Origin of the sequence: Algoriphagus aestuariicola (assembly GCF_017254835.1) — a bacterium.
Lineage (GTDB): Bacteria > Bacteroidota > Bacteroidia > Cytophagales > Cyclobacteriaceae > Algoriphagus > Algoriphagus aestuariicola.
The window spans coordinates 591,159-617,440 of sequence record NZ_JAFKCW010000001.1 but is presented as its reverse complement, the minus strand read 5'-3'; the positions used below and the strand labels follow the sequence as shown (position 1 = coordinate 617,440).

Sequence of the window (26,282 nt, the reverse complement as noted above, 5' to 3'; positions counted from 1 at the left end):
GGCAGGAGAGTAATTTCCTGCCGGTTTTATTGTTTCCTACTTAACGTACCTTCTTACTTGATCACGTCCAGCTCTTTTCCGACTTCCACAAAAGCTGCGATAGCTTGGTCTAGGTGATGTCTATCGTGGCCAGCCGAGATTTGTACACGGATTCTCGCCTGTCCTTTCGGCACTACCGGATAGTAGAATCCGATCACGTAAATTCCCTTTTCGAGCACTTTTTCAGCCATCTTTTGGGAAAGAACCGCATCATAGAGCATGATGGGGACTATTGGGTGTTCGCCCGGCTTGATGTCAAATCCCGCCTCAGTCATCTTGGCGCGGAAGTACTTGGTGTTTTCCTCAAGCTTGTCCCGCAAGGCCGTAGTCTCCGAAAGTAGATCAAATACGGCAATCGAGGCGCCGGTGATGGATGGAGCGAGTGTATTCGAAAAGAGATAAGGTCTGGATCTCTGACGAAGAAGTTCGATGATCTCTTTTCTTCCTGACGTAAAACCTCCTGACGCGCCTCCGAGTGCTTTGCCCAAAGTTCCGGTAATGATGTCCATCTTTCCCATCACGCCGCAGTGCTCATGCACTCCCCGGCCCGTTTTCCCGATGAATCCGGTCGAGTGGCATTCGTCGGACATAACAAGCGCTTCGTATTTTTCAGCCAGTTCTACGATCTTATCCAACTGCGCAATGGTTCCGTCCATGGAGAAGGCACCGTCGGTTACAATGATTTTTTGCTTTGCTCCTGCCGCCACGGCGTCCTGCAGCTGCTTTTCAAGATCAGCCATATTGTTGTGTTCGTAGCGATAGCGCATCGCCTTGCAAAGTCTGACCCCATCAATAATCGAAGCGTGGTTCAACGCATCAGATATGATTGCATCCTCAGGACCGAGAAGGGGTTCAAACACGCCTCCATTAGCGTCAAATGCCGCAGCATACAAAATGGTATCCTCTGTGCCCAAAAACTCGGAGATCTTTCGCTCCAGCTCCTTGTGGATATCCTGTGTGCCGCAGATGAAGCGCACGGAAGACATGCCAAATCCGTGAGAGTCTATGGCGGCCTTCGCAGCCTCGATCACACGGGGATGGGAAGACAGGCCTAGGTAGTTGTTTGCGCAGAAGTTGAGCACTTGCTGGCCTCCGGCCACGGTGATCTCGGCGGCTTGGGGGGAAGTGATGATGCGTTCTCTTTTGAAAAGTCCGGCTTCTTCGATGCCTTTTAACTCTTCTTGCAATTTGGGCCTAAACTGGTCGTACATATGGGATAGATTAAAATTGATTGGCTTTTTCGGGACATCCGCTGATCAAAAAACCTATGCGGAGAGGTGAATTTTACTACTTTTGCGCAAGCAAACCCAAATATAAGCAAAAACCCATTAGGCGACTTTTGGGCATTTTTGAAAGATCACCGCATGGAAAAAATCCTCATCATTGGAGCCGCCGGACAGCTGGGTTCGGAACTCACCAAAGCCCTCGCCGAGCAGCATGGCGGAGAGCAAGTCATCGCCACCGATCTCCGGGATTCCGCCAGAGCCGCTTTCGACTATTGTCGATTTGAGGTGCTCGACGCAATGAACAAAGAGGCCATCCGCGATTTGGTCAAGGAAGAAAACGTCACGCAGATCTACCATTTGGCCGCGGTGCTATCGGCCACAGGGGAGAAAAACCCACTTTTCGCTTGGCACCTCAATATGGAGAGCTTGCTCTACGTGCTGGAGCTGGCCAAAGACCTCAAGCTCGACAAAATCTACTGGCCATCCTCCATTGCGGTCTTTGGGCCAAACACTCCGAAGATCAACACGCCGCAATTCTGCGTCAAGGAACCCAACACAGTCTATGGCATCAGCAAGCAGGCAGGCGAAAGGTGGTGCGAATATTATTTTGAAAAGCACGGCGTGGATGTGCGAAGTCTTCGCTATCCCGGCCTGATCGGCTACAAATCGCTTCCTGGCGGCGGCACCACCGACTATGCCGTGGACATCTACCACAAGGCTTTGGCTAAGGAAAAATTCACCTGCTTCCTCCGCGAAGACAGCTACCTGCCGATGATGTATATGCCGGACGCGATCAAGGCTACTTTGGATCTCATGAACGCTCCCCGGGAAGCCGTGAAAATCCGCTCCAGCTATAACCTCGCAGGCATGAGCTTTTCTCCAAAAGAGATCTTCGAAAGCATTAAAAAGCATGTACCAGGCTTTGAGATCGAATACCAACCGGACTTCCGTCAGGCCATCGCCGACTCTTGGCCAGACAGCATAGACGACAGCCGCGCTCAGCAAGACTGGGGCTGGAAGCCAGACTATAACCTGGATGCCATGACGGCAGACATCCTGAAGAATCTTCCGGATTTCTTTCCTCCGAAAAAATAAGCATTCCAAAGCCCGATTGATTTCGGGCTTTTTTTATTTCGACCCTTCATCACTTTGAAATTTTCTTTCAAAAGGGGATTTCCATATTTTAGGACTTCTGTCCCAAAAAACCTCGATGAGTAAGTCTAAGCTAAGCATATGGATCACTCTAATAACTGGTGTTGTGGTTCTATATTTTTTTTGGAACCGTGAGGAAAAGGTGGATTTCAGCACCGAGATCAAACCGATTCTCAACAAACATTGTATCTCGTGCCACGGCGGGGTCAAAAAGAGCGGTGGATTCAGCGTCTTGTTTGAAGATGAGGCTTTCGCTCCAACCGAATCGGGCCATCCAGCCATCATCCCCGGCGATCCCGGATCCAGCGAATTGATTCGAAGGCTGACCCACTCCGATCCCGAACTTCGCATGCCCTATAAGCGGACTCCGCTTACTGAGGAGGAAATTGAGCTATTGAAAAAGTGGATCAAACAGGGTGCGCAATGGGGCAAGCACTGGGCCTACGAGCCTCTTACAAAACCTGAGTTGCCAAGCGAAATCCAGACTGCTGGCTTTTCCAAAGACAATTCTGCCGCGAAAAAACCAATAGACTACTTCGTGCAGACCAAACTTGAAGAAGTGGGAATGCATGCGTCTCCCTCAGAAAACCCCTTAAAGCTCCTCCGTCGAGTCTCCATGGATCTGACTGGATTACCGCCGTCCAAAGAACTGGTGTCCGATTTCAGCGCGGGAAAAATCAGCTATGAAGAGCTTGTGGATTCTCTTTTGGCAGACGAGGCCTATGGGGAAAAATGGGCAAGCTGGTGGCTGGACCTGGCGCGCTACGCGGACACCAAGGGTTATGAACGGGACGTTTCCCGCACCATGTGGCCTTATCGGGACTATGTCATCCGCTCGTTCAACGACGACAAACCTTTTGACCAATTTACCATAGAGCAACTGGCGGGTGACCTCTTGCCCGATCCAAGCCAAGATCAATTGACCGCTACGGCCTTTCATCGAAATACGATGAACAATGACGAAGGCGGGACTGAAGACGAAGAGTTTCGAGTAGCGGCGGTATTGGATCGAGTCAACACGACTTTTGAGGTGTGGCAAAGCACCACCATGGCCTGCGTCCAATGCCACAGCCATCCTTACGACCCCATTCGCCACGAAGAGTACTACCAATCTCTTGCCTTCTTCAACAACTCCCGGGATGAAGACACCCACGATGAGGAGCCCAAGTTGAGGTTTTACCCCGAAGAGGATCAAGCGAAAATGAACACTATCCTAGATTGGGTAGCAGCCAATGGGGGCGATAAATCAGCCAAACTAAGATACGACTTCCTGAGATTCTACGAGCCGAAATATGCCGCCCACCTAGCCACGGATTTCCAAAATGCCGAGCTCATCGACACCAAATGGCTGGGTCTGAGGTCTGGCGGGTCCGCAGTCTACAAAAACATCGACACCCAAGGCTCCGATCAAATGCTGATGAGCTACAGAACGGGCCTTGACGGCACCAAGGTCACCATCCGAAGATCCAACGCTGAGGGGGAAATCTTGGCAAGCTTCGTGATGAACAAGACCCAAGGCGATATCGTCCGCGAAATAGCTTTTAAAGTACTGAACGAGTCGATTGACCTCTACATTGAGGCGAATAACCCAAAGGCACAACCCCAACAAAATACCTCTACCATCGTGTGGTTTGCCTTTGTTCCCACTTTGGGAGGAAAAGACAAACCCGGCTTTGCCCAAGTCAAAGAGCAGTGGGATGATCTGTTGGAGTTCAGCGGAACACGCCTGCCCATCCTGATCGAGAATCCTCCTTTCATGGCGCGGGAGACCCATGTATTCGAGCGCGGCAACTGGATGATTTTGGGAGAAAAGGTGGAATCGACCACCCCTTTGGAACTCGGAACTTGGAACGACAAATGGCCCAAAAACCGACTCGGAATGGCCTATTGGCTCACCTCCCAAGACAATCCCCTTACTGCGAGAACCTTGGTCAACAGGGTTTGGGATCAGCTATTCGGGAGGGGAATTGTTTCTACCATTGAAGACATGGGTACCCAATCCGATCCGCCGTCCCATCCGGAATTGCTGGATTATCTAGCCTGGAAAACCATGAATAACTACAAATGGAGTGTGAAAAGCCTGATTAGGGAGATCGTCCTTTCAGACACTTATCGGCAATCGTCCGACATTACCCAAGAAGCCTTTCAAAAAGACCCGAAAAACCAGTGGTATGCTCGAGGCCCAAGATTTAGGCTCTCGGCTGAACAGATCCGAGACCAAGCTTTAGCGGTCAGCGGCTTGCTGAGCAGAAAAATGTATGGAAAATCGGTCAAACCCGTGCAGCCCGAGGGCATCTGGATGACCGTGTACAACGGGGAATCCTGGACAGAAAGTGAAGGTGAGGACAAATACCGACGCAGCGTGTACACTTTTCTGAAGCGGACCAGCCCCTACCCTTCTTTCATCTCGTTTGATGCCGGAAGTCGCGAGGTATGTCTTAGCAGAAGGATCGTGACCAATACTCCCCTGCAAGCCCTGGTCACACTCAACGACCCGGTGTACGTCGAAGCGGCTCAAGTCTTGGGCAAAAAAGAATGGGAGTCATCAGGAGAAATACCTGACAAAGCCATCGCGGAAATCTACAAAACGCTGACGCTGCAGCCTATCTCCCCTTCAAAGCAACAAGCCATGTCAGACCTTTTTGTCCAGGCAAGAAAAGAATTTGAAGCTAGCCCTGAAGCTACAATGGAGTTTTACCCCGATGCCGATGCTGAATTGGCGGCTATTGCCGTGGTCGCCAACGCAATGATGAATTTGGATGAATTTTTAACCAAGCCCTAATGAAGAATCTGGAAAAACTACTGAGCGAACTGCAGGTGCAAAAACTGCAAACCCAGACCAGACGGCATTTTCTCATGGACTGTGTCAGCAAGGTCGGCGGATTGGCCTTAGCTCCTTTGCTCTTTGGCTGTGAAATCGGCAAAAACGGACAGGCCAAAGATGGGCTAAACCTCAGCGAACGCGACCTCAATCCGCTCGCCCCGCTCCCTCCACCTTTTGCAGGCAAGGCCAAATCCATCATTTACCTCCACATGGCTGGAGCACCTTCCCAATTGGAGCTCTTTGATTTCAAACCAGAATTGGCTAAGCTACACGACCAAGATTGCCCTGAAAGCTTGCTGGAAGGGCGAAAATTTGCCTTCATCAGGGGCGTGCCGAAGATGCTGGGCCCTCAGGCCAAATTCAACCAACATGGGCAATCAGGAGCTTGGGTATCGGACTATCTTCCGCATTTTTCCAAAGTGGTGGACGAAGTGGCTTTTCTCAAGGCCATGCACACGGATCAGTTTAACCACGGTCCCGCACAGCTATTCATGCAGACCGGCTCCCCTAGACTCGGTCGCCCAAGCCTTGGCAGCTGGGTCACTTATGGGCTAGGGACAATTAACCAAAACCTGCCGGGTTTTGTCGTCCTGACTTCTGGAGGCAAGACTCCCGACGCAGGTAAAAGCGTATGGGGATCAGGCTTTTTACCATCTGTTTATCAGGGGGTTCAGTGCCGGTCAAAGGGTGACCCCGTTCTATATTTGGAAGATCCAAGTGGTATGTCGCGGGATTTGAAGAAAAAAGTCATCTCTGCGATCAACCAAGCCAATCAGGAAGATTTTGAATCCATCGGCGACCCCGAAATCCTCGCCCGTATCAACCAGTTTGAGATGGCCTATCGCATGCAAATCGAGGTGCCTGAGGTGATGAACATCAACGATGAGCCAGACTACATCCACCAGCTCTACGGAACCCAACCCGGCGAAGAATCCTTTGCCAACAACTGTCTTTTGGCTCGCAAACTAGTGGAGAAAGGCGTCCGAGTGGTACAGCTTTACGATTGGGGTTGGGACACCCATGGCACGGACAAAGACGGTTCGATAGATATGGGACTGCGCAACAAATGCCGAAAGATCGACCGCCCGATGTCCGCACTTCTGCTCGATTTGAAACAAAGGGGATTGCTTGAAGACACGCTGGTAGTATGGGGTGGGGAGTTTGGCAGGACCCCCATGCAAGAAAACCGCGAAGGCAAAGTCCAGGGCTTCAAAGGCCGAGACCATCATGTGGATGCATTCACCATGTGGGTCGCTGGCGGCGGGGTCAAAAAAGGAGCCAGCTATGGAATTACGGACGACTTTGGATTCTCTGGAATAGACGAACGCACTTCCGTCCATGACCTACACGCTACCCTACTCCACCTCATGGGATTTGACCATGAAAAATTCACCTACGACTTCCAAGGTAGACCTTTCAGACTTACGGATGTCGAAGGGGAACTGATTAGAAAAATTATCGCTTAACATGCCCAAAAATTACGCTTTACTGGTTTTGATACTCTTGCTCGTTGGATCGACCTCTCTCTTTGCGCAGCAAAAAATCCTTTTCTTCCAGACCGACTGGGGCAATGAGCTTCCGATGGATGAGTTTCTCGCCAAAGTCAAAGCTGACGGATACGACGGTGTGGAAGTGTGGATGCCGGGTTCTCAGGAAGCCAAATCCCAGCTCAAACAAGGCCTCAAGAAATATGGGCTGAAAGTGATCTTCCTCCACGGCACCAATAACGGCTTGCCATACAATGAGTCTCTAAAAGCCTATCAACCTGGCTTGCAAGAAATTCTAAAATGGAATCCGGTGAAGGTCAATAGCCATACAGGAAGTGATTTTTGGACACTGGAGCAGAATTTCGCTTTCCTTGAAGTCGGGGAAAAGATGGCGGCGAAAGCGGGAATTCCCTTGGTCCACGAGACTCACCGTGCTAGATTTTCCTATTCTCTGCCGATGACTTTGGAAATGTTGGAAAAATTCCCCGGGCTGAAACTGACACTTGATATCAGCCATTGGATGGTGGTGCATGAGCGATTGATAGGCGGAGATGATCCTTTTCTACAAAAAATACTTCCTGCCGTCCAGCATATCCACTCCCGAGTTGGCTTTGCCGAAGGCCCACAGATCAACAATCCCGAAGCGCCGGAGTGGGCAAAGGCCGTTGAGGTCCACCTCGAGATTTGGGAAAAAATCATCCGTAGCTCCAAAGACGAGGTCTTCACCATCACCACGGAGTTCGGCCCTCCACCCTACTTGCCGACTGTCCCCTTCACCAACGAGCCGATTGCAGACCAATGGGCTGCGAATCTCTACATCATGAAAGCCATCAAAGCGAGATTGCAATGATTGATTTTGTTTTTCCGCTTTTCGGAAGGTTTCATCCGATTCTGGTCCATCTCCCTATCGGTATTTTGCTCTTCGGGGTTGTTTTGGTTTTTCTCTCCAAAAAGCGAGAAACTGCTCATTTGCAATCCATTCGGCTTGCATTCCTTTTGGGTGGATTGGCAGGGCTCTTATCCTCTATTTCGGGATTTCTGCAATATCAATACGAAGGCTTTGCTTGGGACTCCGTTCAGTTCCATTTCATTCTCGGCTTGACCACGACCGCGGCCTCATTCTGGCTTTATTACGAGTTGAGGAAGAATGCTGCATTCCCAGACCATTTTAGACTCAAATCGTCTGCTCTCGTAGTCCTTCTCATGTTCACCGGACATCTCGGCGGAAATATCACCCATGGAGAAACCTACCTGATTGAGCCTCTGCCGACTGGAATCCAAGAACTGCTAGGCTATAGTAATGAGGAAGCAAAGGGATTAGTTTTGCCTGTTCAAGGCTGGGAAGAGCTAGCCTATTTTGAGCAGGTGGTACAGCCTATCCTGAATCAAAACTGCAAAAGCTGCCACAACCCTAGAAACAAAAAGGGTGATCTGGACCTCAGTTCTTATGAAACCCTTCTCACTGGAGGGGAAGACGGCAGCATACTTACGGGTGGAAATTCAGAAGCCAGCGCGCTTTTTTCCCGCTTAATACTTCCAAAAGATGACGAAGACCACATGCCTCCCAAGGAAAAGCGGCAATTGCAGAAAGAAGAAATCGAGCTGATCAAAGCCTGGATCGACCTAGGTGGAAAAACCGACTCAAAGCTTGGCGATGCAGACATCCATGCCGAGCTTTTGGAGCCCTTCTTTGAAAAAGTGGAGATCCCATTTTATCCGAATGTATCCGTAGCTCCCCTTTCCGAAGAGCAACTCAAAGAGCTCAAAGCCAATGGATTTTTTGCAGAATTGGTGGAAAAAGAATCGTCTTGGCTCATGGTGTCATGCGTCAACTTTCCGCAGTTTTCGGAATCGGACTGGGCAAAGCTCAAGATAGCCAGCCAACAAATTGCCTTTTTGGATCTTTCAGGGACGCAGGTGACGGACCAGATTCTGGATTCCATACAGACCCTTCCAAACTTGACCGTGCTCAAGCTCAACCAAACGGCCATTTCAGGAGAAAAGCTTGGCGAACTCCAGTCCATTTCCAATTTGAAGAATCTCTACCTGAACCAAACACAGGTGACCTTGGAACAATTGCGACCTCTCCAAAATCACCCGAGTCTGAGCAAGGTATTTGTATTTGACAGTCCTGCCAGTTCCGAGGAAAGCAACGCTTCCTTCAGCTTCGTTTTGGAGAAAGGAAACTATCAACTCCCTCCCCTGCCGACAGACACCATCGTGTATTAGCCGAGATGCGAGGCGATTTTCTCCTCGTTGAAGCCCAAAGTCAAGCTTCCGTCAGGATACGTAATCAACGGGCGCTTGATCATACTGGGATTTTCGATCAGGATAGGAATGGCCGTCTCCGCCTTTTCCAGCGCTACTTTCTGGACATCGTCCATCTTGCGATAGGTTGTCCCCTTCTTGTTAACCAGTGCTTCGAGTGAGCTTTTTGCCAAAAAATCCTCCAACAGCTCGGGGCTTATTTCTTCTTTTTTGTAGTCGGTGAACTCGTAATCCACTCCTTTTTCCTCTAGGAAATTGAAAGTCTTCTTCATGGTATCGCAGCTCTTGATACCGTATACTTTAATGGACATGCTAAGCTTGTTGTTTTAATCAATCGAATAAACGAGGTGCAAAAATACCGCGTCCTTTCTTATTTTTCCAATTTGTTCAAATTAATCAGCACCTGCCTAGCCAATGATGGATCGAGGCGGTTTCGACACCGGCGCAACGGTTCGGAGGAGAAAGCTCAATCTTCCTTTTTTCTTATTTGGACAGTGAAACCGCCTGCCTTTGGCTCAATCCGGATTGTAATAGGCTCTGAACTCGCCAGCGATTGTCTTCAGCACTTCCTCCCTGGTGGTTTCACTATATAGCTGACCTGAAAAAGAAGCCTCTACATACCGACCTATTGGATCGATTTTCTTTATTGTGACAGTTAAGTTTCCATCCTTGGCATTGCCGTTCAAAAATGGCACATAAACAACTTCGTTTGTTCCAATGACCTGTACAGGATTTGCCTCATAGGTCCCAGGCGAGTTTCCGCCGATTGAAAACACCCCCCAAATGCAATCTCTTTCAGGTTGATCCCCACAGCCCTCGCGCACACTAGCGTACAAATTGCCGGAGTTGTAGAGGATAACATTCTCAGTGAGGCTTCCTTCATACTTTTCTTTAGGATTGAATTGATCCCAGATCTCGTTGAATCCATAGAAATACTCCTGATTGTCGACTTTGAATTTAAAATAATACTCGAAAGGTATCTGGTCATCAGGCTTCTGATCTTCCGTATCGGCACAAGCAGTAAGCCCCAAAAGGATCAGCATAAAAGACGGAAGGGATAAACGTATTTTCATAGGGAGGCTATTGAGTTTTCATCGACAAGATCAGACAAAAAAAATCCCTCGAAAATACCCTCCATAGGGTATTTTCGAGGGATTCCCATCATTTTAGGACATCAAGAAATAATCTCCTTCATGCTCTCCTCGTGCGCCTGGAGGATCTTTCCGATTAGGTCATCGCTTAGCGCAGTGGAAAGGAATAAGCTTTCAAACTGGGAAGGCGCCAGATACACGCCGCGGTGCAGCATGGCCTGGAAGTATTTGCCAAACAAGGCCGTATCAGAGGTCTTCGCAGATTCAAAATCCGTCACCGATTCCTGGGTGAAAAAGAGGGAATACATACTTCCCAGCTGATTGATCGTAAAATCCAGCCCAAGACTCTGGTTGATCGACGAGATACCGGATGCGATCTGCATTCCGATCTCGTTTAGTCGGCTGTAGACCTCCGGATGGGTATCCAAGTAATCTAGCATGGTCAATCCGGCAGCCATGGCAATTGGGTTGCCGGAAAGCGTCCCCGCTTGGTAAACTGGCCCAGCAGGAGATACGAATTCCATGATCTCTTTCTTTCCTCCATAGGCACCCACCGGCATACCTCCTCCGATGATTTTGCCCATAGTGGTCATATCCGGAATCACTCCAAAAAGCTCCTGTGCGCCACCTTTTGCCAAGCGAAAACCTGTCATCACTTCGTCAAAAATCAAAACGATTCCCTCTCGCGTACAGATATCCCGCAATCCCTGAAGATATCCGGGGTCAGGGAGACAGAGCCCCATATTTCCCGGCACAGGCTCCAGGATCAAAGCGGCAATCTCCCCATCATTGGCCACAACGAGATTTTCAATTGCCTGAAGGTCGTTGTATGGAGCCAAAAGCGTGTCTTTGGCCGTGCCGCTCGTTACCCCCGGAGAATCTGGATTTCCCATGGTAATCGCACCCGAGCCGGCGGCGATCAAAAACGAATCTCCATGGCCATGGTAGTGCCCTTCCAGCTTGATGAATTTATCCCGACCGGTATATCCCCTGGCTACCCGAATAGCGGACATGGTAGCCTCGGTACCCGAGTTGACCATGCGCACTTTCTCCACGGACGGCACCATGTTCACAATCAGCGCCGCGATCTCCACCTCCCTCGCCGTAGGTGCTCCAAATGACGTTCCGCTTTCCATGGCTTTGATCACAGCCTCGCGGATCAGGGGATGGTTGTGCCCCAGGATCATGGGACCCCAGCTATTGATCATTTCAATGTAAGCATTGCCGTCGGCATCGTAAAGGTAGGCTCCGTCTGCTTTGGAAATGAATATCGGGTCTCCTCCCACCGCGCGAAATGCACGAACGGGAGAGTTTACACCGCCGGGAATAACGGTCTTTGCATGGGCGAAAAGCCGCTTGCTTTCAGAAATCTGCATGGTTTATTGTAAAGGAATCAGTTCGCCCGCTTCAAGCTTGAACACAGGCGTATAACTGTTGTTGTTCGAATTTTGAAAATTATATCCCCAAGTCAACTTGCCTTGCTGGAAAGCCTGCTGGTTCAATCCTCTTCGAAGATCAAAAGAATAGCTGGATGTAACGTTGGCTCCCAGCCAATTGACAAGCTCTGCACCCAACACAGTATTCATCATCGGGTATGCCAGGTATTGCTCGTAATATTGTTTCCTAAAGCTTGTCATATACTCCGAATCAAACTTCGGTGTGTTATTGGAGATGAAATAAAAGTTGGGAAACTCCAGCATCTCAAAGTTGGCAAAGTTGAAACCTAGCCAAGAATCCATGACTAAAACGGGGACAGAAGTGGTGATGCTTTCCATTAATGAAAAAACAGATTGGCCTATCGCCGGGTCGTCTGCCAAGATGATGATTTGATCAACTGACGGCGAATTACCCCTACTCACCCCCATTCCCTGGAGAAAGGTTGAAGCGTTTCTCGGGTCGATTTTTTGGACTTTCGCCACCTGAAATCCCGCCTTTTGGAGGTCCTCACTAAGGAGAAGTCCCAATTTCTCGTCCCTGGAGCTTCCGCTATATCCAATCGCTACGCGGTTACCCCATTTTTGGGACTTGAGGCTTGAGATAATTCCTGCAGAAAGCGAAATGACCGATGGCCTAAACAGGTAGCTGAATTCTGTTTCCTCAAATCTTTCTCCCAGATTGGACAGGGGATGGATGAAAGGGATTTCTTCCTTTTCGGCAAAAGCACTGACAAATTCACTCTCCTCGGGGTAGATCGGGCCGATGATCGCATCCGCACTTTTGATCTCCGGATCGTTCAAAAGATTGGTAAGGTGATCGAGGTTTCTCTTAGAATCAAACGTGATCATTTTGACCTTTTTCCCCTCCGACCGCAGCTGATCCACTCCAAATGCTATACCTTGATAAAGCTCGAAGATGAAATCCGACGGATTCACTTGGGATACGCTGGAGGTACCCGATCCGGTAAACGGAAGAATCACCACCAGATCTAAAATATCATCCTTGGGCTGGTTTTTGGCAGGAGAGCTGGACTTGATTTGCTTGAGCGCTGCGATCTCGCTTGCCGACATGATGGTCTGTTTCTGTAGTACAGCGGCCAAAGCAGCAGTATACCCCTCATTGGTTTTGAATTCATCCAAGTTGGCCACCAGATAGCTCGCTGTAGCCTTGCTCAGGTATTCGAAAGTGGCGTTGTAAGCTTTGCTCTGAATCGATTCGTTTTTGATGCCCTTGATAACCCTTAGGGCTTCAGAGTTTTGGTTGTTTTGAAAATACGCTACTGCCAAAAGGTATTTCGCCTCATCAGACTTGCTCCAGTTTTTACCATACATGGGCTGTAAGGCACTGATTGCCTGCGCAGGCTGGTTGGCGGCAAGCGCCGCTTCTGCCAAATGAAAAGCGGCATAGTTGGCCAAATTCCCATATTTTTCGGAGTCAGTCAATGGTTTGAAGGCATTGATCGCACCCCAATAATCTTTGGCTAACAAGATGTTCTTAGCGTTCAGGTATTCCTGAGGAAGTCCCTGAGCTATAGAGTAATGACCGAAAAAAAATAGAAAAAGGATGATTAACAGATTTCGCATAGTTCCGATTGTAACGGGATGATTCAGGCATGGCAAATTTAACCCATTATTTCCAAACCCAAAGTTTGGGCCAGAAAGGGTTTGCAATCCAAAAAACACCCCTGAAAATATCAGCACAAACAAGCTTCTCAACTTCAATTCACACTTGCCCAGTCTCTGCTAGACCAGCATCAGCGCGCGAGATAACACCGCCCTCTACCCCGCTTTCTTGGCAACATACAAAATGTCCATAGATTGAGGCGATTAATCCACATCGATAAAAAACCCCTATTCGAAGGGACTGTGCAAAGTCCGCGACTTTCATTAAGTGGATAGGTGGGAAGCAGCCACGGCTTGAATAAAGTCAGACTGCCCGCGAGTAGGTCTGGCGCATTAGTTACTTTATCGACAAATCTAGCTGGGTCTTCGAGCCAGCGTAGACCAAAGCAGCGCTAGCCAGTGTACGGGATATCTGCACCGGCTTGACAACTTTCTCCGACACAGATGCGGGCACAAAAAAACCACCCTTTCAGGTGGTTTTGTTAGATAGTTTATTCGCTGAGAACTAGCGGATAAAAAGCATTTCGCGGTATTTCACAAGTGGCCAGCTTTCGTCGTCCACCAGAAGCTCAAGCTTGTCAACAGCATAGCGGATTTTGTCAAAATAAGCTGCTTTCACCTCTGACTGGTAGCCTTTTGCTCGCTTCACGATGTCCTCCTCCTTGTTGAGTCTCTTGCGAGCCTCCACCATGGCGGTCACGTTGGACTTAACGGATTCGATATGTCTCGCTACGTCTTTGATCGTCTCTACTGCCGCAGAATGATCCAAGCCCAGGCCTTTCAAGCCATTTGCGTTTTCGATCAGTTTGTTTTGGTAAAGGATCGCGGTAGGGATGATGTGGTTCAAAGCTAGGTCACCCATCACGCGGCTTTCGATCTGCACCTTTTTGATGTAGTCCTCCAGCATGATTTCATGTCGGGCGTGCACCTCAATGTGGTTCAGTACATTATGACGCTCATAAAGCTCCTTAATAGCTTTCCTTTCATAGACATCCAATGCCTCAGGGGTAGACTTCAGGTTGGAAAGACCTCTCTTTTCGGCCTCTTTTGCCCACTCCTCAGAGTAGCCATCACCTTCAAATCTTACTTTTTTGGACTCCTTGATGTATTTTCTCAGGACATTGACGATGGCAATCTTCTTCTCTTTGCCAGCGTTCATTTCCTTCTCGATATCCTTGTACATTCCTCTCAGTACTTCGGCCACGATCACGTTGAGTGTAGTCATTGGAAGGCCGCAGTTTGCTGAGGAACCTACCGCACGGAATTCAAACTTGTTTCCAGTGAAAGCGAATGGAGAGGTTCTGTTTCGGTCGGTGTTGTCCAGGATGATCTCGGGGATCTTGGAGATACCCAATTTCATATACATGTTGTCGCCTTTCTCGATCTTGATGTTGCCGTTTTTCTCCAACTCGTCCAATACGTCGGTCAAAGTGCCGCCCAAGAATACGGACATGATAGCTGGAGGTGCTTCGTTGGCGCCTAGACGGAAGTCGTTGCTTGCAGACGCGATGCTCGCTCTCAGGAGGTCAGCGTGGTCGTGCACCGCCTTAACAGTCGCTACCAAGAAGGTCAGGAACTGAAGGTTTTCACGGGCAGAGTTGCTTGGCTGGAAAAGGTTGACACCAGTGTCGGTGATCAGAGACCAGTTGTTGTGCTTACCGGAACCGTTCACCCCTGCGAAAGGCTTCTCGTGGAACAACACTTTTAGGCCGTGCTTTTCAGCCACCTTGTCCATCACGTCCATCAAAAGCTGGTTGTGGTCGATGGCTTTGTTGATTTCTTCGTAGATAGGAGCCACTTCAAACTGGCCTGGAGCCACTTCATTGTGACGAGTTGACAAAGGAATACCCAACTTGTGCGCCTCGATCTCAAAATCCATCATGAAATCTTTCACGCGGGTAGGGATAGAACCGAAGTAGTGGTCTTCCAACTGCTGCCCTCTAGCCGGGCTGTGACCGAATACAGAGCGGCCAGCCATCACGAGATCAGGACGGGCAGCGAAAAGCGCCTTGTCCACCACGAAGTATTCCTGCTCCACACCCAATGAAGGGGAAACTTTTCTCACATTGCGATCAAAAAGCTGGCAGACTTCTACCGCCGCGTCATTGACAGCTTCCATAGACTTCAACAGTGGAGTCTTGTAGTCCAGTGCTTCGCCAGTATAGGACACAAAAATGGTCGGGATGCAAAGCGTCTTTTCGAGGATAAAAATCGGAGACGAAGGATCCCATGCGGTGTAGCCTCGTGCTTCAAAAGTCGAACGGATACCACCGTTGGGGAAAGAGGAAGCATCAGGTTCTTGCTGTACTAGCGCGGAAGCTTTGAACTTCTCGATCCCTGCATACATATCAAAGAATGAATCGTGCTTCTCGGCTGTAGAGCCGGTCAATGGCTGAAACCAGTGCGTAAAATGGGTGACTCCCTTAGCAAGCGCCCAGGTTTTCACGGCAGTTGCCACCTCTTCGGCGGTCGCAGGATCGATTTTGGTTCCTTTGTCCACCGCTTCCATCACCTTCTTATAGGCAGAAGGCGCCAAAGAGGCTTTCATTTGTCCCAATCCAAAGACGTTGGTGCCAAAATAATCCGAAATTTTAGAAGACGGTGGGGTTACGTTGACCCGCGGTCTCGCCTGAACCATTCCCAGGGCTTGTTGTCTAAGTGTTGCCATTTCTACAATAAGTGGTTTAATATTACACCCACAAAAATAGAAAAATATGCACTCGAAAAAGAGATCGACCTATTTTTGAGATCATTTTTGAAAAAAATTCCACTTTTTTCAAAAATTCATGGCGTTTTTCAAGCCAAAAGGCCAAAAAAAGTGTATTTCCATCCCCAAAATTGGAAAATTGAAAAAAGCAGTGGAATACTTACCTTTGCAAAACCGTCTAAATCCGGAGATTTGTGAAATCGGGCGAAATAACATCGTTTTTCACAAAAGTTTTTAAAAGCCATGCGGGATTCCGCTTGGCAATTAAAAATCAAAGACCATCACATGAAAAAAGTTGCCTTCTATACGCTCGGTTGCAAGCTGAATTTCTCTGAGACATCCACCATTGGCAGACAATTCGAAGAAAAAGGGTATCTCAAAGTCGATTTTCAGGAAAGTCCCGACATATTCATCATCAACACCTGCTCGGTCACCGAGAATGCCGACAAGAAGTGCAAGAAGATCGTCAAAGAGGCCAAAAAGATCTCTCCGGATTCTTATGTAGCCATCATCGGCTGTTACGCACAGCTCAAACCAACCGAAATCTCGGAGATAGAAGGAGTCGATGCCGTTCTCGGCGCAGCCGAAAAATTCCGTTTGATTGAGCTTTTGGATGATTTTGCCAAAGTACAGGAGACAAAAGTTCTGGCAAGCGAGATCACCGAAGCCAAATCCTTCAACAACGCTTATTCCATCAACGACAGAACCCGGACTTTTCTCAAAGTCCAGGATGGATGCAACTACGGCTGTGCTTTCTGTACCATTCCCTTGGCAAGGGGAAAAAGCCGAAGCAATACCATCGAGTCCGTTTTGGCCTCGGCAAGGGAGATCGCGGCAACGGATGTCAAGGAAATCGTCCTTACCGGAGTGAATATCGGTGACTTTGGGATTGTCGACGGAAAAAGAAACGAACGTTTTGCAGACCTCGTTTTCGCGCTGGATGAAGTAGATGGCATTGACCGCTTCCGTATTTCGTCCATCGAACCCAACCTTTTGACGAACGAGATCATCGAATTTGCCTCTAGGTCTAAGCGGTTTGTCCCCCACTTCCATATTCCACTTCAATCCGGCTCCAATACAATCCTGAGAAAAATGGGCCGACGATACCTTCGGGAGCTTTATGAAGACCGCGTATCCAAGATCAAGACGCTTATGCCTCATGCATGTATCGGAGTGGATGTCATCGTGGGATTTCCGGGCGAGACCGACGAGCTGTTTCTGGAAACCTACAATTTCCTGAATGACTTGGAAATCTCCTACCTACACGTATTTACCTACTCCGAGCGGGCAAACACCCGTGCAGTTGAAATGGATGGTGTCGTGCCGATGAAAAAGCGTAACGAGCGCTCCAAGATGCTGCGCATCCTTTCCGAGAAAAAGAGAAGGAAATTTTACGAAGAAAATCTAGGAAAGACCTTCACCGTCCTCTTCGAAGAAGACGTGGAAAATGGCAAAATGCACGGCTTCACCGAAAACTATATCCGCGTCGCGGCGAAGTATGACCCCATGCTCATCAATGAGTTGAAAGTGGTTCAATTGGACCAAATCAATGATTTTGGCAATGTAGAAGTCCTTGAACCGGAGATGGTGTATGAGAAACACTAGCTTCGACAAGCTCGGTGGCCGTGATTGGGTGACCGAGCTTGCCGAGGTCAATTTTTGAACTCTTATTTTTTGTATGGAAGCCTTCATGTATATTCTGATTTGCGCCAATGGGCAGTATTATACCGGAAGCACCAAAGATCTTGATCGAAGATTGACCCAACATCAGGAAGGAGAAGGTGCTAATTTCACCAAAAAGCACCTTCCCGTAGTGCTGGTTTATTTTGAAAAATTCAGTCGCATTGACGAGGCTTTCTTCAGGGAAAAGCAAGTTCAAAATTGGTCCCACGCAAAAAAAGATGCATTGATAAATGGTGATTTTGATCTTTTAAGTAAGCTGAGTAAAAGTAAAAATAGTTTCACCGGTGGCCGAGCTTATCTAGGCCAGCTTGTCGAACTCGGGCGGGTGAGCTTGTCGAACTCCGGCGGGTGAGCTTGCCGAACTCCCATTTTTCCCTAATTTCAACTATTCCAAAACCTGACTTTTTGTGACTCAACAGCCTCTACCCCTCATTCAGGACAACACCTGGCTCGAACCCTTCGCCCCGGTGATCGAGGCTCGATATGAAAGGTTTCGCTCAACCCTCCACGCGATCAATGATTTCTCGGGAAACATCCTGGAGTTTGCCCGGATGCACGAGTATTATGGGGTCCATTTCGACAAATTCCGAAATGGCTGGATCTATCGGGAATGGGCGCCTGAGGCCAAGGGGCTTTTCCTCACGGGAGACTTCAACTGGTGGGACCGCAATTCCCATCCCTTGCGCAAAAACCACCGGGGTGACTGGGAGATCTTTCTGCCCTATGCTGATTATAAAGACAACTTCGTCCACCAAAGCCGGATCAAAGTTCGCATCATCGGCGCCAACGACACAGATCTGGACCGCATTCCAGCCCATATCACCCGGGTAGTCCAAGACGAAGAGACCCACGACTTTTCTGGGCAACTTTGGTTTCCGGAGGAAAAATTCAACTGGACTGACCAGAATTTTTCTCTTCAAAAAACCTTCGAAATGCCACTGATTTACGAATGTCATGTGGGCATGGCGCAGGAAAAACTCGGAGTCGGCACCTACAAAGAATTCGAAGAAAACATACTCCCCCGTATCAAAGCCGGAGGCTACAATGCAATCCAACTGATGGCCGTGATGGAGCATCCCTATTACGGCTCCTTCGGCTATCACGTCTCCAATTTCTTTGCGCCATCTTCCCGATTTGGGACGCCGGAGGAGCTGAAGTCCCTGATCAATGCCGCCCATCGGATGGGCATCGCGGTGATTATGGACATTGTCCACTCCCACGCGGTCAAAAACGTCAACGAAGGGCTGAACGAATTTGACGGGACGGATGACCAATACTTCCATTCCGGAGACCGGGGCTATCATGAGGGTTGGGACTCCAAGCTCTTCAACTACGGCAAATGGGAAGTACAGCAGTTCCTGCTCTCCAACATCCGCTATTGGTTGGAAGAATTTCATTTCGATGGCTTCCGGTTCGACGGTGCAACCTCCATGCTCTACCACCACCATGGTCATGTGTCGTTTGACTCCGCCGAGAAATACTTTGACGCCGGAGTGGACGAGGAAGCGCTCCTCTACTTCCAACTGGCCAATACGCTGATCCACTCTTTCAAACCAAATGCTCTGTCCATCGCGGAGGAAGTCAGTGGGATGCCGGGGCTGAGCCGCACGGTGTCAGACGGGGGGATAGGCTTTGACTTCCGCCTGGCTATGGGGATTCCCGACTTCTGGATCAAAACACTCAAACACAAGCCCGACGAGCAATGGGACATGTTTGAGCTTTGGCATGAGCTGACCAACCGGCCAGCCCAGGAAAAATCCATCGCCTATGCGGAAAGTCACGACCAGGCACTGGTCGGAGACAAAAGCATCGCCTTTTGGCTAATGGACAAGGAGATGTATTTTTCGATGACCGTCCTGGAGCAAAACCTCGTGGTGGACCGCGGCATCGCCCTGCACAAGATGATCCGCATGATCACGCTGAGCTTAGGCGGGGAAGGCTACCTGAACTTTATCGGCAATGAATTTGGGCATCCAGAGTGGGTGGACTTCCCCCGTCTGGGCAACGACTGGAGCTACCAATACGCCCGTCGGCAGTGGTCTCTCGTGGACGATCCACTCCTCCGCTACCGACAAATGGGCGCGTGGGACGAGGCGATGATTCACCTAGCTATCCAGTACCGCCTCCTATCGGCAGCACCTGCCCAGCAGCTCCACTTGGATCCAGACAAGAAAATACTGGCGTATGAGCGGGGCGGACTTATTTTCGTGTTTTCCTTTCATCCCAGTGAGTCCTTTTTCGGATTTCCCATACACATCGACCAAGAAGGCAACTATCGAATCCTACTCCACTCCGACGAAAAGGACTTCGGAGGTTTCGAGCGACTGGACAAATCCATAGACTACCCCACCGATGCCAATCATCACCTGCATCTCTATATCCCCAATCGGGTGGTGATGGTGATGGAGAGGAAGAAATAAATATCGCTCTACTGGAATTTGATTCCGTCAAAGAGCTTTTGACCGAATCGTTTTCAGTTGGGTTTGTAACATAACTCATCCCACTGAGTTCAGAATAAACTTTCAACTGGGCGAAGTTTGTAATTCCACCCTAATATTTTCAGGAATTTGGAATTCCGATTGTTGCTCCATACTTAAGCCCGGAACTACTTTCCCCTTCTCCAAGTTAGACTCTCAACATTATCCTTTTCACCATGTCCATTTCCAAAGAATCCGAGTTGATAGGAATGCAAAAAGCCAGCGAAGCCGTGGCCATCGCCCTCAAAGAAATGACCCGATATGCCAAACCGGGAATCAGCACCAAGGACCTCGACCTATTCGGCGCCCAGATTTTGGCGGATTTTGGAGCCAAGTCAGCCCCTTTTCTGACTTATGGCTTTCCGGGCTGGACCTGCATCAGCGTCAATGAGGAGTTTTGCCACGGCATCCCCTCGGACAAGCGGATTTTACAAGAAGGCGACCTGATCAATATCGACGTCTCCGCGGAGTTGGATGGGTTTTGGGCGGACAATGGTGGTTCTTTTGTCATCGGTGAGGACATTCACGGACATCGCCCTTTGGTGGAAGCGTCCAAGGAGATCCTAAAGAAAACTTTGGCACAGCTCAAAGGCGGGGTGAAAATCTCCGATGTCGGCCATCTGATGGAGACGGAAGCCAAAAAGCGGGGATATCGAGTCATCAAAAACCTGGGCGGGCATGGCATCGGCCGCAGCCTACACGAACAGCCTGACGAGTTGCTCAATTATCGCAACAAATACGATCAGCGGAGATTTCGCAAAAACTCCGTCGTAGCCATCGAGACCTTTATCGCCACCGATTCAACCTATGCAGACACCCTGGCTGACGGCTGGACTTTGGTGGGTAACCGTGGGGGTTTTATGGCTCAGCACGAGCACACCATTCTGATCACCGACCGTGAACCGATCATCCTGACCAAAAGCAACGCAATCTGGAATTGAGCCAACCTAGACCTCAATCAGTTTGGCTCCGGAGTAAAGAATTTCAGCTCTGAGGTGAAATGATGCTCTTCTGAGGGATCAGAATACTTTGGAGTTCGCTCTCCAATCAACAATCCCAGCCTCAGTCCATTTATCCGCTATTCCTTTACTTTTTCGGACAGGATGCCTAAGTTGGGGAAAGAATGGTCCTTATCCTGCCATGCAGCGCAAGCCAAATCAGGGATCTCCCCGTCTTTTTCGCAGATCTCTCCATCCAACTCTCCCCTAGATGCTCTCCCCGGCCAACAAAAGAATCTGGGGCCACATGCTCCCGTTTGGGCTGATCTGGCTAGTCACGGGTTGGGTATTTCTGCTTTCGGAAGCCGCTGTCACCGGAAATTTCGAAAATCAACCCGACACTGCCATTCGGGTGACTTTCCCAGTATTCCTCATGGCCAGCCTTGCCGTGTTTGTCTTCGGCCTGCTCACCGGCTGGGTGGAGATCCGCTTTTTGAGTCGGCTATTCCGCCGTCAGCGCTTTGTGCTCAGGATCATTTTCAAACTGCTGGCCTATAGCCTGATCTTTCACCTCATCATCCTGATCAGCTTTCCCATCGCGGCGGGCATAGAACTGGGGCAGCCGATTTTCAGCGCCGAGGTCTGGAGCAAATTTGCTGCTTACCTAGCCAGCGTTACCCATCTAAGTACCATGGTCCAGCTTTCTTTTTCCTTGCTGCTTTCCCTGTTTTACTTCGAAATCAGCGACTACATTGGCCCCAAAGCGCTAAGCCATTTTCTCACGGGAAAATATCATCAGCCAGTTGTGGAAGAGCGGGTGTTTATGTTTCTAGATATGCGGTCCTCCACCAGTATCGCCGAAAGGCTAGGGCATAGCCGCTATTTTGCCATGCTTCGAAAGTACTACGAGGATCTCTCTGCCCCTATTTTGCGGAGCGCTGGAGAAGTGTACCAGTATGCCGGGGATGAGGTGATCGTGTCTTGGCCATTGAACAAGGGCGTAAAAGACCAGACCTGTCTGCATTGCTTTTTTTGGATGAAGGAAGCCTTGGGAAGGAAGCAGGATTTCTATCAAAACCTCTATGGGGAAGTTCCGGCCTTCAAAGCCGGGATACATTGCGGCAAAGTCACCGCCGGAGAGATCGGCATCATCAAAAAAGAGATCCTTTTCACTGGAGACGTACTCAATACCTGCGCCCGCATCCAGGGACTTTGCAACTCCTATGGAGCAGATCTGCTGATTTCCGCGGACTTACTCCAGTTGCTTAAGCCAAGTGGGGAGTTTAAAGTAATATCCAAAGGCTTCAACGACCTGAGGGGAAAAGATGAGGCGATGGAATTGTTTTCGGTGCAGAAATAGGCCAAGCTGTGATTCAAAAAACGAAAACACCAAACCTGTCTATCCTATGGAATTTTTGAGGAAATTTGGCGCTGGAAATGCCATAGCTTTGGATCGATTTCATGGCAGAATTATTCACCTGGAGCCTAATGTCATACCACTTTAAGCCCATCCTTCTTTTCAGTCTAGCGAGCCTGGTTTGCCTTTTTGCGAATGCCCAAAGCGCATTGAAAGGAAAAACAATCGCCGAAAGCTACTGTGGCTCCTGCCACGCCTACCCGGCTCCTTCCCTTTTGCCCAAGGAAATTTGGACTAAAAAAGTCCTGCCCCAGATGGCTGCCTACATGGGAGTCAAGGAGGCCCAAGACAGTCTGGGTGTCTGGGAAGAAAAAAGCGCCGCAGAGATCGCCATCCTGAAAAGGCTAAACGTCTACCCCACTACCAGCCAAATCTCCGAGGTAGACTTCAAGTCCATCGTGGACTTTTATGCCGCGGAAGCTCCGTCAGCGCTTCCTGACCAGAATACAAAAGAAGCACCTCAGCCCCTTGTCGGCTTTAGCCCAAAAAGGCTTTTCATTGAAGGGATACAAAGCCCAAAAACCAGCCTTGTAGCGATAAACGAAGAACGGGCTGAGCTCCTGATCTCCGACGCCAGCACCAATCAGCTCTACGCCAAGGACATCAACGACGAGCTGTTTACACTCCCTCCCATCGGCAGTCCCGCGGTACATTTTGTGAAAAGGGCAGTCAACGTCTACGATTTCCTCACCGTAGGCTCCATCGCTCCGAGTGACCTCTCCCAAGGTGCGCTCTATGAAATGGACCTGAATTCCAGCTCTTGGAGTGAGATTTTGGATCAACTTCCAAGGCCGGTTGATGCAATCTGGGAAGACCTGGAGCTGGACGGAAAACCCGACCTGCTGATCAGCAACTATGGCCACCATGGCGGCAACCTATCTGTCTATCGAGACGGTATCCTAGGCATAACCCCGATCCAGCTCGGGGGAGCCGGGGCAAGGAAAATGGAAATACAAGACCTCAATGGGGACGGTAAGCCGGATATCATCGCGCTGTTTTGCCAGGGCAATGAGCGCCTGTCAATTTTCTACAACAAGGGCAATGGGGAATTCGATTCCGAAAAAATCCTTCTGAGGTTTTCTCCGCTCATGGGCTCCAGCTATTTTGAAATGCGGGACATGAACGGGGACGGCAAGCTGGATCTATTGGTCAGCAATGGGGACAACTGGGACTATTCATCGGTCAGCAAGCCCTACCATGGCTTTCGCATTTATGAAAACGAGGGCGACGGCAGGTTTAAAGAAGCCTGGTTTTATCCCCAATATGGGGCCGCCAAAGCCATGGCCCTGGACTTTGATGGGGATGGGGATTTGGATCTGGCGACAATCGCCTTCTACGACGAGCTCCAAAATCCCGAGCAACAATTCTTGCTTTTTGAAAATCAAGGCAACCTGAATTTCGCACCAAAATACCTTTCGGAAGCAGCCATGGGAAAATGGCTCACCATGGATATCGGGGATTTGGACGGGGATGGAGATCCGGATATCGTCCTTGGGGCCTATCTGCACAACACACTGGAATACACCAAGCTTCGCATTCAAGGCATAGAGGAAATTCCCAGCGTTTTGATTTTGGAAAACACCCCGGCCGGGCGGCAATAGCAAAAAAGAAAATTTTGTAGCCCAACATTTATATCTTTTTCACTCTGAAAACCGAAACGCCATTGAACCATTCAATCCTGATCCCAAGAATAGAAACGATTACCGAGCGGAAACTGGTAGGTCTGTGCCGAACGATGAGCTTTGCCAAGTTTGAGCTCGTACAACTTTGGCAGGCCTTTAGGCCTTTGAGAAAGTCTATCGAAAATCCGGTAAACTCCGACGCGATCTCCCTAGCCATCTATCAGCCAGAGCACTTTGGGCATTTCGATCCGAATAGGAGCTTTGAAAAATGGGCATCCGTGGAAGTCTCCGATTGGGAAAACATACCCGACGGTCTGGAGATCTTGTGGCTTCCGGGAGGAAAATATGCGGTATTTCAGTACAAAGGTTCCTCCACAGACACTTCCATCTATCAATATATATTTGGCAGCTGGCTTCCCCAATCCGATTTTGAATTGGATCAGCGACCTCATTTTGAAGTCTTGGGAAGCAAGTACCGAAACAACGATCCTGAATCGGAGGAGGAAATCTGGATTCCGATTAGGGAAAAGACGAAGTAAATCCACTTTTAAAAACTGAGGCACAGCATCTGAACTGGCCATAAAAAAAGGCTCGCGGAATTCGCAAGCCTTTCATTGTAAAAGTGAAGCCTGATTAATTCGTTTTGGCAGGCCCTTTCCTTGGGAGTTTTTCCGCTCTCTGGGCGGTATTGTACACAAAAGAGGCCACCACCACGGCCATCTGCTTAAGGTCGTCCATCTCCAAGCGCTCAAAGGTATCCATGTTGGTATGGTGGGTTCTACTGCGATACTCGATCGGATCTTGGATAAACTGGAATCCTGGAATCCCAAGCGCGTCGAAGCTTTGGTGATCGGTGCCTCCGGTATTGCTGATCGTGATGGTGCGATCCGGAACAATCGCGTCAAGCGGTGCAAACCATGCATTGAAGATAGGTTCTACCGCTGCATTTCCCTGAAGATAAATCCCACGGATTTTGCCGGTTCCGTTGTCGATGTTGTAATAGGCCGAGATTTTTTCATGCTCCGGCGTCATTTTCATGGTTTCCCGGTCGCCAAAATGGTTTTTCACATAGCCTCTAGAGCCGTGGAGACCTTGTTCTTCCCCACCCCAAAGCGCAATTCGGATTGTTCTTTTTGGCTGTAGATCGGTAGCTTTCAGTATTCTGACAGCCTCCATCATCACGATACATCCTGCGGCGTTGTCAGTGGCGCCATTGGCTCCGTGCCAAGAATCCAAGTGGCCACCGAGCATGACCACTTCCGATTTTAGGTTTGGATCTGTGCCAGGGATTTCGGCAATCACATTGTAGCCTTGCAGGTCATCGGTGATATACCTCGCTTGGATCTCGGCCTCGACTTCCACCTCAACTCCGTTTTCAGCCAATCTTGCCAGAAGGTTGACGTTCTCTGGGGCGGTTTCCAACTCAGGAATTCCAACTGGCGAATCTTTCAAATAGCCTCTTGGGCTAGAGGTGAAAAGGGTTCCGTGACGGCCATTCACCCCTTTGATGATCAGCGCAGCACCTTCACTCACCAGAAAGGCATTGACCTTTTCCGCCAAAGCCCTTGCTGCCATAAACTGCGCCCTCATCTCGGGCGTAAAGCTGCTTTGTTGTGGAGTGGGATTCTCCATGCCATGCAGCTGCTCCGCGGTAAAGCGCAAGGCATCGGCCTGATAGGTCGGCGCCTGGGACCCTGTAGGCTTGATCCCGATGATAGCTCCTTTGAGTTTGCCCCTGTACTGTTCCAAATCCTCCTCTTTCTGTACATCGAGAAATATGACTTTGCCTTTTACCTCTCCAAAAGTACTTTCGGTCCAGGCCCTTGGGATGGCAATAAAGGGCATGTAATAGGGTTTGGTCATGGCGACGTAGCTTTTCTCCATCTCCCAGCCTCGGCCAAATTCTCCCCAGGCTTCGGTTTTGGCATTGGAAAGTCCCCAGTCGCTCAGTTGCTTGACGGTGTATTCCGTCGCTCGCTCGTAGCCTTCAGAATTGCTGAGTCTCGGGCCCACTCTGTCCACCAGCTCAAAGGCAATCTCTTCAACCTTGGAGTTTTCGAGACCTTCTTTTTTGATTTTTTCGATGGCGGCCAAGTCTATGGTCTCTTGGGCCATAAGCATTCCGGCAAAAAGCAAAGCCGGAAAAAACGTCAATGTTTTCTTCATAAGTTATAGGGATTGGAATAAGTACTAAAATCAAAAATACCGGTGATCTGTACTTTTGGGATTGGAAAGTAAGGCAAAAATCACAATTGGGACGGCTATTTGTGTAAAAGTCGAAGATATCCGAAC

19 protein-coding genes are annotated in these 26,282 nt (G+C 49.3%); 12 read left to right on the top strand and 7 right to left on the bottom strand.

The window, feature by feature from the left end; all coding sequences use genetic code 11:
• Positions 1 to 53: 53 nt before the first annotated feature.
• The gene (kbl, locus tag J0A67_RS02590; RefSeq protein WP_206567708.1) at positions 54 to 1,250 is read right to left on the bottom strand and encodes a glycine C-acetyltransferase; all 1,197 of its coding nucleotides are present in this window, start codon (positions 1,248 to 1,250) and stop codon (positions 54 to 56) included.
• 153 nt (positions 1,251 to 1,403) lie between these two features.
• Here kbl and J0A67_RS02585 point away from each other — a divergent pair, with 153 nt between their 5' ends.
• The 5 genes from J0A67_RS02585 to J0A67_RS02565 all read left to right on the top strand — a co-directional run bounded on the left by J0A67_RS02585 (position 1,404) and on the right by J0A67_RS02565 (position 8,957).
• Entirely contained in the window at positions 1,404 to 2,360 is a 957-nt protein-coding gene (locus J0A67_RS02585; RefSeq protein WP_206567707.1) for an NAD-dependent epimerase/dehydratase family protein, read from the top strand.
• A gap of 163 nt (positions 2,361 to 2,523) precedes the next feature.
• Positions 2,524 to 5,199 (top strand): PSD1 and planctomycete cytochrome C domain-containing protein, encoded by a 2,676-nt coding sequence (locus J0A67_RS02580; RefSeq protein WP_317195033.1) that lies wholly within the window; start codon positions 2,524 to 2,526, stop codon positions 5,197 to 5,199.
• A complete protein-coding gene (locus J0A67_RS02575; protein WP_206567705.1) occupies positions 5,199 to 6,707 on the top strand; it encodes a DUF1501 domain-containing protein in 1,509 nt (502 codons plus the stop codon). The genes J0A67_RS02580 and J0A67_RS02575 overlap by 1 nt, the downstream gene beginning before the upstream one ends.
• Before the next feature lies 1 nt (position 6,708).
• On the top strand, positions 6,709 to 7,578 hold the full coding sequence (locus J0A67_RS02570; RefSeq protein ID WP_206567704.1) for a sugar phosphate isomerase/epimerase family protein: 870 nt from the start codon (positions 6,709 to 6,711) through the stop codon (positions 7,576 to 7,578).
• Positions 7,575 to 8,957, top strand: a complete 1,383-nt coding sequence (locus J0A67_RS02565; RefSeq protein ID WP_206567703.1) for a c-type cytochrome domain-containing protein — start codon at positions 7,575 to 7,577, stop codon at positions 8,955 to 8,957. The genes J0A67_RS02570 and J0A67_RS02565 overlap by 4 nt, the downstream gene beginning before the upstream one ends.
• On the opposite strand, the gene J0A67_RS02560 is transcribed toward J0A67_RS02565, so the two are convergent.
• The 5 genes from J0A67_RS02560 to J0A67_RS02540 form a co-directional block, all read right to left on the bottom strand.
• Positions 8,954 to 9,307, bottom strand: a complete 354-nt coding sequence (locus J0A67_RS02560) for a Spx/MgsR family RNA polymerase-binding regulatory protein (protein ID WP_206567702.1) — start codon at positions 9,305 to 9,307, stop codon at positions 8,954 to 8,956. The two genes, J0A67_RS02565 and J0A67_RS02560, sit on opposite strands and share 4 nt — an antisense overlap.
• Before the next feature lie 204 nt (positions 9,308 to 9,511).
• Positions 9,512 to 10,069 carry a hypothetical protein gene (locus J0A67_RS02555; protein ID WP_206567701.1) on the bottom strand — a complete coding sequence of 186 codons (558 nt, stop codon included), beginning with the start codon at positions 10,067 to 10,069 and terminating at the stop codon, positions 9,512 to 9,514.
• Positions 10,070 to 10,170: 101 nt separating this feature from the next.
• Complete coding sequence (gene hemL, locus J0A67_RS02550; protein ID WP_206567700.1) at positions 10,171 to 11,463, bottom strand: glutamate-1-semialdehyde 2,1-aminomutase; 1,293 nt, start codon at positions 11,461 to 11,463, stop codon at positions 10,171 to 10,173.
• 3 nt (positions 11,464 to 11,466) lie between these two features.
• Positions 11,467 to 13,107, bottom strand: a complete 1,641-nt coding sequence (locus J0A67_RS02545) for a tetratricopeptide repeat protein (protein WP_206567699.1) — start codon at positions 13,105 to 13,107, stop codon at positions 11,467 to 11,469.
• A gap of 544 nt (positions 13,108 to 13,651) precedes the next feature.
• Positions 13,652 to 15,814, bottom strand: a complete 2,163-nt coding sequence (locus J0A67_RS02540) for a glutamine synthetase III family protein (RefSeq protein ID WP_206567698.1) — start codon at positions 15,812 to 15,814, stop codon at positions 13,652 to 13,654.
• Between the two features lie 324 nt (positions 15,815 to 16,138).
• Between J0A67_RS02540 and mtaB the strand changes: the two genes are divergently transcribed.
• The 7 genes from mtaB to J0A67_RS02505 all read left to right on the top strand — a co-directional run bounded on the left by mtaB (position 16,139) and on the right by J0A67_RS02505 (position 24,529).
• Positions 16,139 to 17,458 (top strand): tRNA (N(6)-L-threonylcarbamoyladenosine(37)-C(2))-methylthiotransferase MtaB, encoded by a 1,320-nt coding sequence (gene mtaB, locus J0A67_RS02535; protein WP_206567697.1) that lies wholly within the window; start codon positions 16,139 to 16,141, stop codon positions 17,456 to 17,458.
• Positions 17,459 to 17,531: 73 nt separating this feature from the next.
• Entirely contained in the window at positions 17,532 to 17,888 is a 357-nt protein-coding gene (locus J0A67_RS02530) for a GIY-YIG nuclease family protein (RefSeq protein ID WP_206567696.1), read from the top strand.
• Positions 17,889 to 17,943: 55 nt separating this feature from the next.
• Positions 17,944 to 19,956: an alpha-amylase family glycosyl hydrolase gene (locus tag J0A67_RS02525; protein WP_206567695.1), complete on the top strand. Its 2,013-nt coding sequence runs from the start codon at positions 17,944 to 17,946 to the stop codon at positions 19,954 to 19,956.
• Between the two features lie 233 nt (positions 19,957 to 20,189).
• Positions 20,190 to 20,954 carry a type I methionyl aminopeptidase gene (gene map, locus J0A67_RS02520; protein ID WP_206567694.1) on the top strand — a complete coding sequence of 255 codons (765 nt, stop codon included), beginning with the start codon at positions 20,190 to 20,192 and terminating at the stop codon, positions 20,952 to 20,954.
• A 268-nt stretch (positions 20,955 to 21,222) separates the two neighbouring features.
• Complete coding sequence (locus J0A67_RS02515; RefSeq protein ID WP_206567693.1) at positions 21,223 to 22,311, top strand: adenylate/guanylate cyclase domain-containing protein; 1,089 nt, start codon at positions 21,223 to 21,225, stop codon at positions 22,309 to 22,311.
• Positions 22,312 to 22,439: 128 nt separating this feature from the next.
• A complete protein-coding gene (locus J0A67_RS02510) occupies positions 22,440 to 23,969 on the top strand; it encodes an FG-GAP repeat domain-containing protein (RefSeq protein WP_206567692.1) in 1,530 nt (509 codons plus the stop codon).
• A gap of 62 nt (positions 23,970 to 24,031) precedes the next feature.
• Entirely contained in the window at positions 24,032 to 24,529 is a 498-nt protein-coding gene (locus J0A67_RS02505) for a GyrI-like domain-containing protein (RefSeq protein WP_241265043.1), read from the top strand.
• Positions 24,530 to 24,623: 94 nt separating this feature from the next.
• Here J0A67_RS02505 and J0A67_RS02500 read toward each other — a convergent pair whose 3' ends face one another.
• Positions 24,624 to 26,156 carry a M20/M25/M40 family metallo-hydrolase gene (locus J0A67_RS02500; protein WP_206567691.1) on the bottom strand — a complete coding sequence of 511 codons (1,533 nt, stop codon included), beginning with the start codon at positions 26,154 to 26,156 and terminating at the stop codon, positions 24,624 to 24,626.
• Positions 26,157 to 26,282 lie beyond the last annotated feature (126 nt).

What these genes read in the sequence shown, in the direction of transcription:
- J0A67_RS02540 (WP_206567698.1), bottom strand. Translation starts at nt 15,814, where the DNA reads ATGGCAACACTTAGACAACAAGCCCTGGGAATGGTTCAGGCGAGACCG.
- map (WP_206567694.1), top strand. Translation starts at nt 20,190, where the DNA reads ATGTCCATTTCCAAAGAATCCGAGTTGATAGGAATGCAAAAAGCCAGC.
- J0A67_RS02545 (WP_206567699.1), bottom strand. Translation starts at nt 13,107, where the DNA reads ATGCGAAATCTGTTAATCATCCTTTTTCTATTTTTTTTCGGTCATTAC.
- hemL (WP_206567700.1), bottom strand. Translation starts at nt 11,463, where the DNA reads ATGCAGATTTCTGAAAGCAAGCGGCTTTTCGCCCATGCAAAGACCGTT.
- J0A67_RS02510 (WP_206567692.1), top strand. Translation starts at nt 22,440, where the DNA reads ATGTCATACCACTTTAAGCCCATCCTTCTTTTCAGTCTAGCGAGCCTG.
- J0A67_RS02555 (WP_206567701.1), bottom strand. Translation starts at nt 10,069, where the DNA reads ATGAAAATACGTTTATCCCTTCCGTCTTTTATGCTGATCCTTTTGGGG.
- J0A67_RS02585 (WP_206567707.1), top strand. Translation starts at nt 1,404, where the DNA reads ATGGAAAAAATCCTCATCATTGGAGCCGCCGGACAGCTGGGTTCGGAA.
- mtaB (WP_206567697.1), top strand. Translation starts at nt 16,139, where the DNA reads ATGAAAAAAGTTGCCTTCTATACGCTCGGTTGCAAGCTGAATTTCTCT.
- J0A67_RS02560 (WP_206567702.1), bottom strand. Translation starts at nt 9,307, where the DNA reads ATGTCCATTAAAGTATACGGTATCAAGAGCTGCGATACCATGAAGAAG.
- J0A67_RS02565 (WP_206567703.1), top strand. Translation starts at nt 7,575, where the DNA reads ATGATTGATTTTGTTTTTCCGCTTTTCGGAAGGTTTCATCCGATTCTG.
- kbl (WP_206567708.1), bottom strand. Translation starts at nt 1,250, where the DNA reads ATGTACGACCAGTTTAGGCCCAAATTGCAAGAAGAGTTAAAAGGCATC.
- J0A67_RS02575 (WP_206567705.1), top strand. Translation starts at nt 5,199, where the DNA reads ATGAAGAATCTGGAAAAACTACTGAGCGAACTGCAGGTGCAAAAACTG.
- J0A67_RS02515 (WP_206567693.1), top strand. Translation starts at nt 21,223, where the DNA reads ATGCTCTCCCCGGCCAACAAAAGAATCTGGGGCCACATGCTCCCGTTT.
- J0A67_RS02500 (WP_206567691.1), bottom strand. Translation starts at nt 26,156, where the DNA reads ATGAAGAAAACATTGACGTTTTTTCCGGCTTTGCTTTTTGCCGGAATG.
- J0A67_RS02530 (WP_206567696.1), top strand. Translation starts at nt 17,532, where the DNA reads ATGGAAGCCTTCATGTATATTCTGATTTGCGCCAATGGGCAGTATTAT.
- J0A67_RS02570 (WP_206567704.1), top strand. Translation starts at nt 6,709, where the DNA reads ATGCCCAAAAATTACGCTTTACTGGTTTTGATACTCTTGCTCGTTGGA.